This is a genomic window from Streptomyces sp. NPDC050121 (assembly GCF_044460385.1).
Taxonomy (GTDB): Bacteria; Actinomycetota; Actinomycetes; order Streptomycetales; family Streptomycetaceae; genus Streptomyces; species Streptomyces soliscabiei.
In genome coordinates this window covers 241899-258983 of the sequence record NZ_JBITJV010000002.1, presented here as the reverse complement: position 1 = coordinate 258983, position 17085 = coordinate 241899, and the positions used below count along the sequence as shown (strand labels likewise).

The following is a 17085-nucleotide window of genomic DNA, read 5'->3' as shown; positions in this document are numbered from 1 at the left end:
CGGTCGGATCAACCACGCGCGGCGGCGAGTGATTCCCGGGCTGCGGCGGCGACGTTCTCGGCGGTGAAGCCGTACTCGGCGAACAGGGTCCCCGCGTCGGCGGAGGCGCCGAAGTGCTCCAGCGAGACGATGCGTCCCGCGTCGCCCACGAACCGGTGCCAGGTGAGACCGATACCGGCCTCGACCGCGACCCGGGCCTTCACCGACGGCAGAAGCACCCGGTCGCGGTACTCGCGCGGCTGCTCCTCGAACCACTCCACGGACGGCATCGACACCACGCGGACGCCGATCCCCTCGGCCTGGAGCGCCTCGCGCGCGGCGACGGCGAGCTGCACCTCGGAGCCGGTGGCGATGAGGATGACGTCCGGTACCTCGGAAGAGGAGTCCTGGAGCACGTAACCGCCCTTCGCCGCATCGGAGTTGGGCGCGTACGTCGGGACGTTCTGGCGGGTGAGGGCCAGGCCGTGCGGGGCCGGGTGGCTGGCGTGCCGCTTGAGGATCTCGGCCCAGGCGATCGCCGTCTCGTTGGCGTCGGCGGGGCGGACGACGTTCAGGCCCGGGATGGCGCGCAGCGACGCGAGGTGCTCGACCGGCTGGTGGGTGGGGCCGTCCTCGCCGAGGCCGACGGAGTCGTGCGTCCACACGTACGTCACCGGCAGTTGCATCAGCGCCGCCATCCGCACGGCGTTGCGCATGTAGTCGGAGAACACCAGGAACGTGCCGCCGTAGATGCGGGTGTTGCCGTGCAGCGCGATGCCGTTCATCTCCGCGGCCATCGAGAACTCGCGGATCCCGAAGTGGACGGTACGGCCGTACGGGTCGGCCTCGGGCAGCGGGTTGCCCCTGGGCAGGAAGGAGGACGTCTTGTCGATGGTGGTGTTGTTGGAGCCGGCGAGGTCGGCGGAGCCGCCCCACAGCTCGGGGATGACCGCGCCGAGCGACTGGAGCACCTTGCCGGACGCGGCCCGGGTGGCGACGGACTTGCCGGGCTCGAACACCGGCAGTGCGTCCTCCCAGCCCTCGGGGAGCTGGCCTGCGACGACCCGGTCGAACAGCTGGGCGCGCTCCGGGTTGGCGGTCCGCCACTCGGCCAGCCGCTTGTCCCAGGCCGCGTGGGCCTCGGCGCCGCGGTCCAGGGCGGCGCGGGTGTGGGCGAGGACCTCGTCGGTCACCTCGAAGGACTGCTCGGGGTCGAAGCCGAGGACGCGCTTGGTGGCGGCGACCTCGTCCGCGCCGAGGGCGGAGCCGTGGGAGGCCTCGGTGTTCCGGGCGTTCGGGGCGGGCCAGGCGATGATCGTGCGCAGCGAGATGATCGAGGGGCGCCCCGTCTCGGCCTGGGCGTTCTTCAGGGCCGCGTACAGGGCAAAGACGTCGATGTCACCGTTCTCCGTGGGCTCCACACGCTGGGTGTGCCAGCCGTAGGCCTCGTACCGCCCCAGCACGTCCTCGGAGAACGCGGTCGCGGTGTCGCCCTCGATGGAGATGTGGTTGTCGTCGTAGACGAAGACCAGGTTGCCGAGCTTCTGGTGGCCGGCCAGCGAGGACGCCTCGGCGGAGACGCCCTCCTCCAGGTCGCCGTCGGAGACGATCGCCCAGATCGTGTGGTCGAACGGCGAGGCGCCCTCGGGCGCGTCCGGGTCGAACAGGCCGCGCTCGTAGCGGGCGGCCATCGCCATGCCGACGGCGTTGGCGACACCCTGGCCGAGCGGTCCGGTGGTGGTCTCGACGCCCGCGGTGTGCCCGTACTCGGGGTGACCCGGGGTCTTCGAGCCGTGCGTACGGAAGCTCCTGAGGTCGTCCAGCTCCAGTTCGTAGCCGGACAGGAAGAGCTGGGTGTAGAGCGTCAGCGAGGTGTGTCCGGGGGACAGGACGAAGCGGTCGCGGCCGGTCCACTCGGGGTCCGCCGGATCATGCCGCATCACCTTCTGAAAGATTGTGTACGCGACCGGGGCCAGGCTCATGGCCGTTCCGGGATGCCCATTGCCCACCCGCTGCACGGCGTCGGCCGCGAGAACACGTGCGGTGTCGACGGCACGCCGGTCGTTGTCGGTCCACTCGAAGCTGTTCGGTGTCTGCGTGCTCATCTTCAAGAAGTCCTCGATAGGAGGGGGTCAGCTGCTCTGATGCGTTCAAACTTAAAAGTCGGACTTTTACGGGGGAAGGTCGCCGTGTGTCAGCCTGTGGTGAAAGTGGGACACGGACGGCGTGGCCGGGGCGGCGCGAGAAGGACATGGTGGACAGAACCATCCAAGACGGAGACGGTGACGGCGGCGTTGACGGGATCAGAACGTTTCCCTTCCCGGTCGAGCTGAGCGTCGGCGGCGTCGGCATGCAGGTGGGCCCCATGGGGGCCGGCCGCACCTGGCGCGCGGACGACGCGCCGCTGGACCGCGTGCACCGCATCGACTTCCACGTCGTGATGCTCTTCGACGACGGCCCCGTCCGCCACATGATCGACTTCGCCGAGTACGCGGCGACGGCCGGCGACGTGCTGTGGATCCGTCCGGGCCAGGTCCACCGTTTCTCGAAGTCGAGCGAGTACCGCGGAACGGTCCTGACCATGCAGCCCGGTTTTCTGCCCCGTGCCACCGTCGAGGCCACCGGCCTGTACCGCTACGACCTGCCGCCGCTGCTGCACCCGCGGGAACGGGAGCTCGCGGGCCTGCGCGCGGCTCTGACCCACCTCCAGGGGGAGTACGACGACGGCGGCGCCGACGGCACCCTGCCCGTCAGTCTGCACACGGCGGTGCTGCGGCACTCGCTGACCGCGTTCCTGCTGCGGCTGGCGCATCTCGCGGCGAGCGGCGCGGAGGCGGCGCGCCGCCAGGCCGACACCACCTTCACGCTCTTCAGGGACGCCGTCGAGAAGGACTTCGCCACCAACCACAGCGTCAGCGCCTATGCCGACGCCCTCGGCTACTCCCGCCGCACCCTGGTGCGCGCGGTCCGCTCGGCCACCGGCGAGACGCCCAAGGGCTTCATCGACAAGCGGGTCGTCCTGGAGGCGAAGCGGCTCCTGGCCCACACGGACCTGCCGATCGGCCGGGTCGGCGCGGCCGTGGGCTTCCCCGACCCGGCGAACTTCTCCAAGTTCTTCCAACTGCACACGGGACACACCCCGGTGGCCTTCCGCGCCGAACTGCGCTGACGAGGCCGTGCGGTGGGGGCGCCCGGCGGGGCCGGCCCCGGCGCGATGCGGCGCAGCCGGGAGTCCGACGTGGGCGACCCGGGCGAAACCCAGGTGCAGGGACGGACCCGGGCGGCCGGCCCGGCCGACCCGGAGCGCCGCCCCGGCCCGGCCGGGAAGCCCGGGTCGGCCCGGCGCCGGCCAGGCCATGGCGGGGTTGTGCAGGGCGGCGACGCCGGGGGCCGACGTATGCGTGAAGGCCAACCGTCCGGCGTCGCCGTGGAGTTGCTCAGTGACCGAAGCTGAACCAGTTGACGTTCACGAAGTCCGCCGACTGGCCGCTGGTGAAGGTCAGATAGACGTCGTGGGTGCCGGTGACCGAGCTGATGTTCGCTGGGATCGTCCGCCAGGACTGCCAGCCACCGGTGTTGGCCACCGAGAAGCTGCCGATGGGCGGGGCCGTACGGCTGTCGAGGCGCACCTCGACCAGTCCGCTCACCCCGCCGGCCGCACCGCTCGCGACCCGCGCGTTGAACTGGGTCGCCGTCGTGGAACCGAAGTTGACGGCCTTGAACAGTGCCCAGTCGCCGTTCGCGAGGGAGCCGATGTCCTGGCCGCCGCCGGTGTCGGTCGTGGCCTCGGTGGCCGTGCCCGACTGGCTGTCGTAGGACTCGGCCTGGATCGTGCCGTAGGCGTCCCGGCTGCCGGACGGCGGCGGAGTGGTGCCGCCGCCGCTGCCGGCGGCCTGGAGCACCTGCACGTAGTCCACCACCATCGGGTGACCCGGCTCGGTGGCGGCGTCCAGGCCGCCGCCGAAGGCGTCCGGGAACGCGCCGCCCATCGCGACGTTCAGGATGACGAAGTAGCCGTGGTTGGTGGCGTTCGTCCAGGTCGTCGCGTCGACCTGGTTCGCGGTGACCGTGTGGTAGTTGACGCCGTCGACGTAGAAGCGGATCGCCTCCGGAGTCACCGAGCGGTCCCACTCCATCGCGTAGGTGTGGAAGCCGGACTGACAGGTCGTGTTCGGACACGCGACGGAGTTGCCGATGCCGGTGGTCTCGTTGCACGGGCCGCCCGGGTTGGTGCCGCAGTGCATCGTCGCCCACACCTTGTTCAGGCCCTGGACGTTCTCCATGATGTCCAGCTCGCCGACGCCCGGCCAGTTCTGGTAGTTGCCCCGGTACGGCGCGCCGAGCGTCCAGAACGCGGGCCAGTAGCCCTCGGCCGCGGTGCCGGTCACATTGGGCATCTGCAGCCGGGCCTCGACCCGCAGTTTGCCGCCGGACGGCGGCTGGAAGTCGGTGCGCTTGGTCTCGATGCGGCCCGAGGTCCAGTTGCCGGCCGAGTCGCGCAGCGGGGTGATGCGCAGGTTGCCGTTGCCGTCGAGTGAGACGTTGTTGGTGCTGTTGGTCATCGTCTCGACCTCGCCGGTGCCCCAGTTGGCCGGCCCGCCCGGATACGAAGTCCCGGTGCTGTACTGCCAGTTGGAGGTGTTGACGCCGGTGCCGGCGGCTCCGGTGAAATCGTCGAGGAAGACCTGCGTCCAGCCGGACGGGGGAGTGGGCGCGGAGGCGTTCGCGGGCAGGGTGACGGCCGCCGCCGCTGCGGCCGCCAGCCCGAGCGTGCTGAGTACGGCGAGGAGCGCGCGTCGCCGTCTGGGTATGCCGGAGGTTGCACTCATGGGGGTGCCTCTCGGGTACGGGGGGAGGTGCGCGGGTGACTTCGAGAGCACTTTGAGAGCGCTCTCAAAGTGGGCCCAATGTGCTCTCCGTCCCGAAGGCCGTCAAGACTTAAAACAAGGAAAGTCCTTTCCTCACGGGGAAGTTCACGATTTGAAACCGCCCAAACGCGTGCAGCCGCGGCGCTCGCGCCGTCACGAGCGCCGCGCGAGGGGCGAGAGCCGCGAGGGTTACGTGAGCGGGTAGTCGTAGCCGCGCGCCAGCACTTCCCAGGCGGCGCGATCCTCCGGGCCCAGTGAACCGATCTCGAGCATGGGTGGGCATTCCCGCCGGGGCGAACCCGCGACCGCCAGCCCCGGCGGCCGGCTCACTCGGGCCGGCCCTCCGGCTGCCAGCCCAGGGCCCGCGAGATCCCGCGCGCCGCGAGCCGCACCGCAGGCGCCAGCACCGGGACGGCCGCGTCGGCGTGCGGCACGACGACCGACACGGCCGCCGTCACCGCGCCGCCCGGACCGCGCACCGGAGCGGCCACCGACAGGGCGTCCTCGGTGACCTGACGGCTGCTCACCGCCACACCCGTACGCCGTACTTCGGCCAGCACCCGGCGCAACCGTGCCGGATCGGTGATGGTGTGGGCCGTGTAGGACGCCAATGGCCGTGCGCAGTAGGTCTCTTGGAGCTCCACCTCACCGTGCGCGAGCAGTGCGAGCCCGACGCCGGTGACGTGCAGCGGCCAGCGGGCGCCCACCCGGATGTGCACGCCGACCGCCGAACGCCCCGACAGCCACTCGGTGTAGACGACCTCGGACCCGTCCCGCACCGCCAACTGCACGTTCTCGTGCGTGGCTTCGTACAGGTCCTCCAGATAGGGCAGCGCGATCTGGCGCAGCGCCAGGCCGCGCGGCGCCAGCGCCGCTATCTCCCACAGCCGCAGCCCCACGTGATAGACGCCGGACGCGTCCCGCTCCAGGGCGCCCCATTCCGTCAGCGCGCCCACCAGCCGGTGCGCGGTGCTGAGGGTCAGCCCGGCGCGGCGGCTGATGTCGGTCAGCGACAGCGCGGCATGGGTGTGGTCGAAGGCGGCGAGCACGGCCAGCAGCCGGTCCGTAGCGGAACGGGAGGTCATGGCGAGGGCGCCCCGGTCCATCAGCTCCTCCTCACTGCGTCAGGCGAGTCCGTCGCCGGCGATCCGCATCAGCAGCGTGTGCAGGGTGGCGCGGTCGGCGGGGTCGAGGGGGTCCAGCAGTTCGTTGGTCACCCGCAGGCCCGCCTCGTCGGTGCCGCGCAGGAAGGCGCGGCCGTCCTCGGTGAGGACGACGATCCGGCTGCGGCGGTCGTCCGGGGCCGGGCGGCGCTCGGCGAAGCCCAGCTTCTCCAGGTCGTCGACCAGTCCGACGATCGCGCTGGGGTCGTAGCCGAGCCGGGTGCTCAGCTCACGCTGGAGGGCGCCCTCGGAGGTGGCGAGGAAGCGCAGCACCGCGTAGTGGCGCAGGCGCAGCCCCGACTCCTGGAGGAACGTGTTGAACAACTGACCCGAGCGCAGCCCCAGGCGGTAGAGCAGGTAGCCGGTGTCCGCGTGCAACTCGCGCATCCATGGCTCGTCCGCGTCGATCGGCGCGGCGTTCACTGCGTTGTCCTGGCGGGCGATGGCGGGCTCCCTGGGTTCGGTCCCCTTCCGGGGGTGGTTCTCCGTACAGATTCCAGCATGACGCACCCGTAGGACGACAACAACTATTGACGACAACAATTATTGCTCTTAGCTTCGATCTCGTCGTCGTGCTCCAGGCGACACGAAGTCGCACCCCATGTGAAGGGACACCGTCGTGCCCAGCATCGATCTCACCGGCAAGGTCGCCGTCGTCACCGGCAGCGGCCGGGGCCTCGGCCTCGCCTACGCGCACGCCCTCGCCGCCCACGGCGCCGCCGTGGTCGTCAACGACGTCGACGAGGCGGTCGCCGAGCAGGCCGTGAAGTCCATCACCGAGGCCGGCGGCACGGCCGTCGCCGAGGTGGTGCCGGTCGGCACGACCGAGGCCGCCGAGCGGCTGGTGAACCGGGCCGTGGCGGAGTTCGGGCGGCTCGACATCCTGGTCACCAACGCGGGCATCCTGCGCGACAAGGTGCTGTGGAAGATGACCGACGACGACTTCGACGCGGTGATCGCCACCCATCTCAAGGGCACCTTCACCTGCGCCCGCGCCGCCGCCGTACGGATGCGCGAGCAGGGCGAGGGCGGCACGCTGATCCTCGTCGGCTCCCCGGCCGGCCAGCGCGGCAACTTCGGCCAGACGAACTACGCCGCCGCCAAGGCCGGCATCGCCGCGTTCGCCCGCACCTGGTCCATGGAACTGGGCCGCGCGAACATCACCGTCAACGCGATCGTGCCGGTCGCCGCCACCGCGATGACCGAGACCATCCCCGCCTTCGCCCCCTACGTCGAGGCGCTGAAGAACGGCGAGCCGCTGCCGGACTTCCTGCGCAAGGGCGAGGGCTTCGGCACCCCCGAGGACTGCGCGGTCCTCGTGCCCTTCCTGGCCTCCGAGGCCGCCCGGACCATCACCGGCCAGGCCATCGGCATCGGCGGCGACAAGGTGGCACTCTGGTCCCATCCGCAGGAGATCCGCGCGGCCTACGCCGACGGCGGCTGGACCCCCGAGACCCTGGCCGACGCCTTCCCCACCTCGGTGGGCGCCGAGCTCCAGAGCGTCGGCATCCCCGCCCCGAAGTTCCCGGAGGCCTGACCATGGCGACCATCGACGTCGAGGAACTCGTCGCGATCGACGTCCACACCCACGCGGAGGTGTCCTCCAAGGGCCACTCCTCGCTCGACGACGGCCTGCACGACGCCTCCTCCGCCTACTTCAAGGTCGAGGGCAAGCGGAAGCCGACCCTGGAGGAGACGGCCCGCTACTACCGGGAGCGGAAGATGGCCGCCGTGATCTTCACGGTGGACGCCGAGTCCGCGACCGGCACCGCGCCCGTCCCGAACGAGGAGGTCGCCGAGGCCGCCGCCGCCAACGCCGACGTCCTCATCCCGTTCGCCTCCATCGATCCCTTCCGCGGCAAGGCGGGTGTGCGGCAGGCCCGCCGCCTGGTCGAGGAGTACGGGGTGAAGGGCTTCAAGTTCCACCCCAGCATCCAGGGCTTCTTCCCCAACGACCGCTCGGTCGCGTACGACCTCTACGAGGTCATCGAGGAGACGGGGACCATCGCCCTGTTCCACACCGGCCAGACCGGCATCGGAGCGGGCGTCCCGGGCGGCGGCGGGATCCGGCTGAAGTACTCCAACCCGCTGCACGTGGACGACGTCGCCGCCGACTTCCCCCACCTCAAGATCATCCTGGCGCATCCGTCCTTCCCCTGGCAGGACGAGGCCCTGGCCGTCGCCACCCACAAGCCGGGCGTGCACATCGACCTGTCCGGCTGGTCGCCGAAGTACTTCCCGCCGCAGCTCGTGCAGTACGCCAACACGCTGCTGAAGGACAAGGTCCTCTTCGGCTCCGACTTCCCCGTCCTCACCCCCGACCGCTGGCTCGCCGACTTCGACAAGCTGACGATCAAGGACGAGGTGAAGCCGAAGATCCTCAAGGAGAACGCCGCCCGGCTCCTCGGGCTGACCACACCGTAAGGGGCGTGGAAGATGCGCAACGAGGGACTGGGGTCATGGCCCGCACGCCGGGCCCGCAAGACCCCGCACCGCACCGCCCTGATCCACGGTGAACGGTCGACGGACTACCGCACGCTGTATGCACGCACCACACGCCTGGCCCACGCCCTGCGTGCCCGGGGCGTGCGGCGCGGCGACCGCATCGCCTACCTCGGCCCGAACCACCCCTCCTACCTGGAGACCCTGTTCGCCGCCGGCACCCTCGGCGCGGTGTTCGTCCCCCTGAACACCCGCCTCGCCGGCCCCGAGATCGCCTACCAGCTCGCCGACTCCGGCGCCAAGGCCCTCGTCTACGGCCCCACGCACGCCGGCCTGGTCGCCGGACTGCCCGGGAACACGGACGTCCGGGCCTACGTCGAGGTCGGCGCCGAATACGAGGAGGCGCTCGGCGACGCCTCCGACGAACCGATCGACACGCCGGTCACCCCCGACGACACCTGCATCATCATGTACACCTCGGGCACGACCGGCCGCCCCAAGGGCGCCATGCTCACGCACGGCAACCTCACCTGGAACGCGATCAACGTCCTCGTCGACACCGACCTGATCGCCGACGAACGCGCCCTGGTCTCCGCGCCGTTGTTCCACACGGCCGGCCTGAACATGCTGACCCTGCCGGTGCTCCTCAAGGGCGGCGCTTGCGTCCTGGTCGAGGCCTTCGACCCGGACGCCACCTTCGACCTGATCGCGCGGCACCGGATCACCTTCATGTTCGGGGTGCCGACGATGTTCGAGCAGGTGGCCCGGCATCCCCGCTGGGCGGACGCGGACCTGTCGTCGCTGCGGATCCTGACCTGCGGCGGCTCCCCGGTGTCGACGCCGCTGATCGCCGCCTACCAGGAACGCGGACTGACCTTCCTCCAGGGCTACGGCATGACCGAGGCCTCGCCCGGCACCCTGTTCCTGGACGCCGAGCACTCGATCAGCAAGGCGGGCTCGGCCGGCGTCCCGCACTTCTTCAGCGACGTACGCGTCCTGCGCCCCGACCTCGCCCCGGTCGAGGTCGGCGAGACCGGCGAGGTCGTCGTGCGCGGACCGCACGTCATGCCCGGCTACTGGGGGCTGCCCGAGGAGACGGCCGCCTCCTTCGCCGACGGCTGGTTCCGCAGCGGGGACGCGGCCCGGGTCGACGAGGACGGTTATGTGCACATCGTCGACCGCATCAAGGACATGATCATCTCGGGTGGGGAGAACATCTACCCCGCGGAGATCGAGGACCTGCTCCTCGCCCACCCCGACATCGTCGAGTGCGCGGTCATCGGCGTGTCCGACGACAAGTGGGGCGAGGTGCCGCGTGCGGTCGTCGTGCCCCGCGAGGGCGCTTCGCTGGATCCCGACGAGGTGCTCGCGTCTCTGGCGGGCCGCCTCGCCAAGTACAAGATCCCCAAGTCGGTGGTGGTGGCGGACGAACTTCCGCGTACCGCCTCCGGAAAGCTCCTGAAGTCCCGGGTGCGTTCCCGGTTCGGCACCAAATCCTGAACAACTCCCCTGTGAGGAACGGCATATGAGCATCACCGTCAACGGCATCGACGAGCTGAAGAAGCTGGCCGGAAGCGACCTGGGCACCAGCGAGTGGATCGAGGTCACCCAGGAGCGCATCGACACCTTCGCCGACGCGACCGGGGACCACCAGTGGATCCACGTGGACCCCGAGCGGGCCAAGGAAGGGCCCTTCGGGGCGCCGATCGCCCACGGCTACCTGACGCTTTCCCTGTTCATCCCGCTCTTCACCGAGCTGCTGGACGTCGAGGGCGTCACGACCAAGGTCAACTACGGGCTGAACAAGGTCCGTTTCCCCTCGCCGGTGAAGGTCGGCTCACGGATTCGGCTGGTCGGCAAGCTGACCGAGGTCGAGGATGTGCCGGGCGGGGTGCAGATCACTGTCGACGGGGCCATTGAGATCGAGGGCGGGGCCAAGCCCGCTGCGGTGCTGCAGAGCCTGTCGCGTTTCTACGCGTGAGGCTGCGCCGCTCGAGCCGTTCAGCGCCATAGGGGCTTGTGCCGTGGGGAACCGCGGGGCTGTTCGATGCCGGTCGCGCCCATGCGGCGGAGCCGCACATCGATACAGCCCCGCGCCCCTTTCGGGGTGCTTCAGCTGACGACGTCGACGAAGATCGGGTTGGAGTAGAACCAGGTGTCGGCCCACGGGTCGCCGTTGCCCGGCTCGTGGGGGATCGGGCCGTGGGGGTCCACGGAAGCGCCCAGGTAACCGGTTCCGTTCCGGTTGCCGTCGCTGCCGCGCAGGCGGACGTAGAAGGACTCCTCGCCCACGGCGAGCGGGACGCGCAGGGTGTACGTGCCCTTGCGGCCGCTCACCTGCGTCGTGTGGGCGACCTTCGTGTCGGGCGCCTTCCAGGTGTCGCGGTCGGACACCGCACCGCGCACCGCGCCCCGGATGACGTCCAGGTGCGCCAACTCCGGCAGGATTCCCTGGGGGTTGGGCCGGGAGGCGGTGGTGACGGTGATGTTCAGGGTGAGCTTCTCGCCTCTGCGCACCCGCAGCCGGCCGCCGAGCGTGACGCCCCGGCCGCTGCTGTGCTCCCGCCTCAGCCGGACCTCCAGCCCGTCGAGCAGATGCCCGTGGTCGAGCCACACGCGGCCCTCGCGCAGGCCCGTCATCACCGCCCGGTAGCCGTACCGGGTGACGCCCACGTGCGTGCGGCTGAACTGGCCCGGCCAGAAGTCGCTGCCCGGCTGCGGGGTGCCGGTGTTCACCGGGTCGGGCAGCCTGCCGGTGTTGTCGAAGTTCTGTCCGGCCGGCCAGTCGCCGTTCTTCCAGGTGTCGAAGACGGTGCGGTGGTTGTCGGAGTTGGTGGTGATCGAGAACAGCCGGCCCTCGGCCAGCATCGAGTCCCACAGGCCGCCGACGGTCGCCGTCGCCCAGTCGAAGCCGCCGTACGTCAGATAGGCGTCCGCCGGGTAGCCCGCCCAGGACTGCGCGGACGGCTTGTTCTCGTACTCGCCGCGGATGGACGTGCTGCCGCGCCAGCCGGGGATCGCCGCGCCCTGGGCGCCGGGCGCGCCCTCCATGCCGATCATGATCTCGGGGGCCGCGTCGCGCCAGCCCCGCATCTCGTGGGGTGAGTCGATGCCGAGGCGCAGCGGGTGGTTGGCGAGGACGAGGACGTCGTCGACGTAGCCAGAACGGCGCTGTTCGGCCAGCCATTTGATCGCCTTGACGGCGTGCGCCTCGTTGCGGGCGGTGTCGGCCGCGCCGGCGGAGCCCTCGGTGTACCCGAGCAGCTTGCCGTCGTAGGCGAGCTCGAACTGCGTGAGCAGGTCGACCTCGTGCGGGCCGGGCGCGGCGAACACCGTGCAGTGCTCGGCGGCCGGGATGTACCACTCCAGGCCCTGGAAGATCAGCTGGCGCGGGTTCTCGGCGCGGGCCTTGAGGATCTCCTGGTGCTCCATGGCGGCGCCGTAGTGGGCGTGCCCGAAGTTGGAGTGCTCGTTGAACACCATCCAGTCGAGCCCGTACCGGGCGGCGGCCCGCGCCTGCTGGGAGAAGGTGTACTTCGCGTCGTGGCTGTACACGGAGTGCACATGGTGGTCGCCGACGAGGTAGGCGAGGCACGGGTCCTCGCCGCCGTAGCCGTGGCCGGTGGCGGCGACGGCCGGGGTGGCCGCCCCGCCGAGCGCGAACGCGGCACCGAACAGACCGGCACGGCACAGGAGTTGACGTCTCGACACGCCTTGGGCGTCGAGAGCGGCGGGGGAGACGGAAGGGTCGGCCCAGACGGGCAGTTGCTGCTCGGTCATGGTTCTTCGGTGTCCTCTTCGAGGGCGTCAGTGGTTCATGAAGGAGGTCACGGGCAGCGCCCGCTCGACGATGCGGACGTCGCCGAGGCGGCCGTGCAGGATCTGGTCGATCACGCCGCCGTACTCGTAGCCGCCGAGCAGCCACGGCAGCCCGACGGAGGTGATGCCGACGGACGCCGCCTTCGGGTTGCGTACGACCGGGCAGCCCTCGACGTACAGCGTGGTGTGCCGGCCGTCGTTGACGACCGCAAGGTGCCACCAGGTCTCCAGCGGCGTCTCCTGCCCCCAGTTGGTGGCGATGCCCTCCTGGTTCAGCGGGCGCATCGCCCACTGCGGCTCCCGGTCGTTGGAGAGGGAGAGGGTGGCGAGGGGCTCGTCGGGGTCGTCGCCGGTCTTGCCCGCGGCGCCGCCTGTTCCCGTCCGGCCGACCAGTCCCGACCACGCGTGGTGCGAGGGGTCCCAGTCCGCCGGAAGGCGGTAGAACGCCTCGATGGTGTAACCGGCCCTGAACGTGGCCGAGTTGAGCGGCGCGCCGTCGACGGTGCGCAGGTACGCCCCCTTCAGCGGGGACTTGAAACCCTGGAACTCCAGGCTGCCGTGCCCGGGTTGGTCGGGGTGGTGGTCGGACGACCAGCCGAGGGTGCCGCCGGCGACCGGGACGACGGTGAGGTCGTTGCCGCGCCCGGACAGGTCACGGACGGTGCCGGACACGGTTGTGGCGTCGGCGTGCCCGTCGAAGCGCCAGTAGGCGACCGTGCCCGGGATGACGACCTTGGAGGCGGGACGTGCGGGCCGCGCCGGCACCGGGGCGAAGCCGGAGAAACGCTCGGTGAAGTCGATGTCGACGGAGAACCGGTCGGCGTCGCCGCTCAGCTCGATCTCCTGCCGCTCAAGCTCGTTGAGCCCCTTCGCGCCCCGGCCCAGGATCCACGGGGAGACGGTCTCCACGTCGATGACGTCGCGGTCGAGGTCGAAGCGGTAGAGGCGGATCATCGCCGCGCCGCCGAAGTAACGATTCTGATAGTTCGTCAGATGCAGGTGGACGTCATGTCCCGCCGCGTTCTTGCGCGTGGCCCGGCCGGCCGGCCAGTAGTGCCCGTTGAGGGTGAGGAAGATCTGGTCGTGGTCCTCGATCAGCCGGTCCCACAACTGCTGCCCGTACGCCGAGAGGGAGTCGTCCTCGACGACCAGTTCGTGCGTGGTCAGGACGACCGGAGTCCTCGGGTGCTTGGCGAGGACGCCGGCGGCCCAGGCGTAGCCCTGGTCCGACAACCGCCAGTCCAGCGCCAGCACCATCCACTCCCGCCCGGCCGCCCGGAACAGGTGGTACGAGTTGTAGCCGTCGGGGGAGGCCCCGCCGAACGTGGACGTCCCCCGGAAGCGCTGGGGACCGAAGGCGTCCAGGTACGGGGTCGCGCCGCGCTGGTCGGTCGTCGACGACTTCACGTCGTGGTTGCCGGCCAGCACGCTGTAGCCGACCCCGCGCCGGTCCAGCAGCCCGAACGCCTCGCTGATCGCGGTGACTTCGTCCTTCGTCCCGTTCTGGGTGAGGTCGCCCAGGTGGGACAGGAACACGATGTTCTCGTCCTTGCCGTGCTCCAGTAGATAGCGCAGCGACGCCTCGACCGGCGCCTTGTCGATGCTCGGGCCGTCGAAGAGGTACTGCGTGTCGGGCATGACGGCGAGCGTGAAGCGGCGGCTGTCGGGGTCGGGACGCCAGGTCTTGGCGGAGGCCGCCTCGACGGAGGCGGCCTCCGCGGTGGCCGGCAGGGCGATGCCGGCCGTGGCGGCGGCGCCGAGCAGCGCGGTGGCGCGGAGGAAACCGCGTCTTCCGGCACCGGCCTGCGCGGCCTCGCTGAGGTCGTGGGCATGCGAAGTACACATGTGTGCTCCGTAGGGAAGTCCGTTGCCGGGAGAGGGAGTTCTAAAGAACGCGCAGGGTCCAGCTCCAGCGGTGGACGCCCGGTGCGACGAGGTAGGAGGGGAAGGTGTCGGGCCCGCACGATGCCGTGCCGAGGCCGCGGTGCGCCGCGTCGAGGTGCACCACGCAGCCGGCCCGCGGGACGAGTTCGTCATGGTGGGAGACGGCGGTCAGGTCCTCGGCGCGGTACCGCGTGACGGAGACCTGGCGCGGCTCGTCCAGCGTGACGGCGAGGCCGGTGGCGTCCGGCGCCGAGAGCGTGAAGCGCCGTACCCCGTGCCGGCCGCCGCTCTCCTGCGGACGCAGGTAGGGCGTGAACAACTCGTCGACGGGGACGGAGTGATGGCCCACCGGCGCGCCACCGCTGCGGTCCGGGTACGACTCCCAGGGGCCCTGCCCGAACCACTCCAGCAGGTCCAGCCCCGCGATCGTCTCGAAGACCGAGCCGACCCGCGCCACGTCGTCGAACTCCTCTGGCAGCTCGGCCTGTTCGTCGATCCGAACCCCGCCCTCCACCGGCGTGAACACCTGCCGGTGCCGGACGACGCCGGTGGTGCCGGCGTACTCGGAGAGCACGCTCACCCCGTCGCCCTCCTGGTGGACCGTGAGCAGCTTGCGCACGAGGGAGTCCAGGCCCCACGTCCGCCAGCGCAGCGCCATCCCGCCCAGCTCGTCGTTGTCGGTGGGCGCCCGCCACAGCGACAGCGTGGGCGCGGCGGCCAGCAGAGGGTGGACGAGGAGTCCGTCGGCGTCGATCTCGACCCGACCGGATCCCACCGGCTCCTCGGCCGGCGCGGCCGCTCGGAGCTGCACCTGCGGTGCGCACACCTCCGTGCCGCGTGGCGCCCACGGCAGGTCCTGCGCCGTCGTCACCCGCAGCGTCAGCCATGCCTCGCCGCCGTCCTCGGGCAGCGCGAACGGCAGCGGCACCACGGTCGTCTCGCCCGGCCGCAGGTCGGGCAGCTCGGCCGTCGCGGTGAGCGTCCCGCCGTGGGCGAGCGACAGCTCCCACTCGCCGGCGAGCCACTCCAGGCCGCGGAAGTGCTGGTGGTTGGAGAGGACCAGGCCCTCGTGCCGGAAGCCCTGGAGCCGCAGGGGCGCGGCGAGCTCACGGTGTTCGTACATCACCGGCTTCGGAGTGCGGTCCGGGAAGACGACGCCGTCGGCGATGAACGCGCCGTCATGGTCCTTCTCGCCGAAGTCGCCGCCGTACGCCCAGCGGTACCCGGGTGCGGCGACACCGTTGTCGTAGAGCCCGGCGCCCCCACGCCCGACCGGTCTTCCGTCGTTCACGGACTGAAGGATTCCGTGGTCCCAGAACTCCCAGATGAACCCGCCCTGAAGACCCGGGGTTGCCTCGATGGCGGCCCAGTGGTCGGCCAGCGTGCCGTTGCTGTTGCCCATCGCGTGGGAGTACTCGCACTGGATGAGCGGCTTGGTCTGCTGCCCGGACAGCGCGTGCGCGACGCAGTCCTCCAGCGGCGCGTACATCGGGCAGGCGATGTCGGAGGCGAGCCCCGGATCCGCCCAGCCACGCTTGGCGGCTCCCTCGTACTGCACTGGCCGGGTCGGATCGTGCCGGCGCACCCAGCCCGCGGCCGCGTCGTGGTTCGCGCCGTAGTCGGACTCGTTGCCCAGCGACCAGATGATGACCGACGGATGGTTCTTGTCGCGCAGCACCATGCGCGAGACCCGGTCGACGAAGGCGTTCAGATAGCGCGGGTCGTCGGCGATCTCGTGGGCGTGGTCGTGCGACTCGATGTCCGCCTCGTCGACGACGTAGAAACCGATCTCGTCGGCCAGGTCGTACAGCGTCGGGTCGCCCGGATAGTGCGCGGTGCGGATCGCGTTGAAGCCGAAACGCTTGAGCAGGACCAGGTCCGCGCGCATGTCGTCGTACGACACCGTCCGCCCCGTCAGCGGGTGGAAGTCGTGCCGGTTGACGCCCCGGACGAAGATCCGCTCGCCGTTGACCAGCAGGTCCCGGCCGACGATCTCGACGTCGCGGAAGCCGACGCGGTGCCGGGAGGTGTCGGCGACCGTGCCGTCGGCGCGGTGCAGCCGGACCGTCAGGCCGTACAGCTCGGGCGTCTCGGCCGTCCAGGTGCGCACCTCGGGCACGCGTGCGGTGAGGCGTGCCTCGCCGAGGAAGTCGGAGACGCGCTCGTCCTCGGCGTTGGCCAGGTCGAACGCGGCGTCCTGGGTCACCGGCAGCCCGTCCAGGTCCCCGCTGACGTACCAGCCCTCGGGCAGCGCCCCACCGCCGGCGTCCCGTACCCGGCAGTCGACGCGCAGTTCACCGTCCTGCCCCGCCCGCACGGTCACGTCGGCCAGGTGCAGTGGGTCGGTGGCGTACAGCAGCACCGAGCGGGTGATCCCGCCGTGCCACCAGTGGTCCTGGTCCTCGATGTGCGAGGCGTCCGACCACTTGACGACCGTCAGCCGCAGCACGGACCTCCCGCCGGGGTGCACGACGTCCGACAGGTCGAACTCGGCCGCCAGATGGGAGTCCTTGGAGACGCCGACGGGCCGCCCGTCCACGTGCACCAGCAGCACGCTCTCGGCGGCCCCGACCTGGAGCACGATCCGGCGCCCGGCCCACTCGGCGGGTACGTCGATCTCCCGCTCGTACACCCCGGTCGGATTGCCGGCCGGCGACAGGGGAGGAAATTCCGCGTACGGCATCCGGATGTTCAGGTACTGCGGAAGGTCGTCCGTGCCCTGCATGGTCCATACGCCGGGCACGGTCGCCGTCGACCAGGGACCGCCGACCGGCGCGTCCGGAGCGGACAGCAACCGAAAACGCCAGTCGCCGTCCAGGGAGTGTGCTCCGGTGCGCCGGTCGACGGCGTTCATGGGCAGCCGCTGCCAGGAGGTCACCTCGGGTGCCTCCCACGGGCGCAGCGCCAGCAGCGGGTCCGTCACGTCGTCG

Annotated in this window: 12 protein-coding genes; 5 read left to right on the top strand and 7 right to left on the bottom strand. The window is 70.9% G+C overall.

All coding sequences use genetic code 11. The annotated features are described in order from the left end of the window. Positions 1 to 8: 8 nt before the first annotated feature. Complete coding sequence (gene tkt / locus ACIBTS_RS03560; protein WP_399316278.1) at positions 9 to 2084, bottom strand: transketolase; 2076 nt, start codon at positions 2082 to 2084, stop codon at positions 9 to 11. Between the two features lie 146 nt (positions 2085 to 2230). Here tkt and ACIBTS_RS03555 point away from each other — a divergent pair, with 146 nt between their 5' ends. After that, positions 2231 to 3148, top strand: a complete 918-nt coding sequence (locus tag ACIBTS_RS03555; protein WP_399316276.1) for a helix-turn-helix domain-containing protein — start codon at positions 2231 to 2233, stop codon at positions 3146 to 3148. A 268-nt stretch (positions 3149 to 3416) separates the two neighbouring features. Here the strand turns inward: ACIBTS_RS03555 and ACIBTS_RS03550 are convergent, their stop codons facing one another. The 3 genes from ACIBTS_RS03550 to ACIBTS_RS03540 form a co-directional block, all read right to left on the bottom strand. After that, positions 3417 to 4808 (bottom strand): glycoside hydrolase family 16 protein, encoded by a 1392-nt coding sequence (locus ACIBTS_RS03550; RefSeq protein WP_399316274.1) that lies wholly within the window; start codon positions 4806 to 4808, stop codon positions 3417 to 3419. Positions 4809 to 5173: 365 nt separating this feature from the next. Beyond that, positions 5174 to 5932: an IclR family transcriptional regulator gene (locus ACIBTS_RS03545; RefSeq protein WP_399316617.1), complete on the bottom strand. Its 759-nt coding sequence runs from the start codon at positions 5930 to 5932 to the stop codon at positions 5174 to 5176. 39 nt (positions 5933 to 5971) lie between these two features. Then, entirely contained in the window at positions 5972 to 6397 is a 426-nt protein-coding gene (locus tag ACIBTS_RS03540) for a MarR family winged helix-turn-helix transcriptional regulator (protein ID WP_079664643.1), read from the bottom strand. 232 nt (positions 6398 to 6629) lie between these two features. On the opposite strand from ACIBTS_RS03540, the gene ACIBTS_RS03535 reads away from it, so the two are divergent. Genes ACIBTS_RS03535 through ACIBTS_RS03520 form a run of 4 tightly spaced genes read left to right on the top strand, consistent with a single transcriptional unit; the run spans position 6630 to position 10433 of the window. Then, on the top strand, positions 6630 to 7547 hold the full coding sequence (locus ACIBTS_RS03535) for an SDR family oxidoreductase (protein ID WP_399316272.1): 918 nt from the start codon (positions 6630 to 6632) through the stop codon (positions 7545 to 7547). A gap of 11 nt (positions 7548 to 7558) precedes the next feature. After that, positions 7559 to 8434, top strand: coding sequence for an amidohydrolase family protein (locus tag ACIBTS_RS03530; protein WP_399316614.1), 876 nt, complete (start codon positions 7559 to 7561; stop codon positions 8432 to 8434). 12 nt (positions 8435 to 8446) lie between these two features. Continuing rightward, positions 8447 to 9952 carry a long-chain fatty acid--CoA ligase gene (locus ACIBTS_RS03525; RefSeq protein ID WP_399316270.1) on the top strand — a complete coding sequence of 502 codons (1506 nt, stop codon included), beginning with the start codon at positions 8447 to 8449 and terminating at the stop codon, positions 9950 to 9952. Positions 9953 to 9977: 25 nt separating this feature from the next. Next, a complete protein-coding gene (locus tag ACIBTS_RS03520; protein WP_079658348.1) occupies positions 9978 to 10433 on the top strand; it encodes a MaoC family dehydratase in 456 nt (151 codons plus the stop codon). 131 nt (positions 10434 to 10564) lie between these two features. Here ACIBTS_RS03520 and ACIBTS_RS03515 read toward each other — a convergent pair whose 3' ends face one another. From ACIBTS_RS03515 to ACIBTS_RS03505, 3 genes are read right to left on the bottom strand one after another with little or no spacing between them, the layout of a single operon-like run. Beyond that, positions 10565 to 12232, bottom strand: coding sequence for a histidinol-phosphatase (locus ACIBTS_RS03515; protein ID WP_399316267.1), 1668 nt, complete (start codon positions 12230 to 12232; stop codon positions 10565 to 10567). A 27-nt stretch (positions 12233 to 12259) separates the two neighbouring features. Next, positions 12260 to 14116 (bottom strand): LamG-like jellyroll fold domain-containing protein, encoded by a 1857-nt coding sequence (locus ACIBTS_RS03510; RefSeq protein WP_399316265.1) that lies wholly within the window; start codon positions 14114 to 14116, stop codon positions 12260 to 12262. Positions 14117 to 14156: 40 nt separating this feature from the next. After that, on the bottom strand, positions 14157 to 17078 hold the full coding sequence (locus ACIBTS_RS03505) for a glycoside hydrolase family 2 TIM barrel-domain containing protein (protein ID WP_399316613.1): 2922 nt from the start codon (positions 17076 to 17078) through the stop codon (positions 14157 to 14159). Positions 17079 to 17085 lie beyond the last annotated feature (7 nt).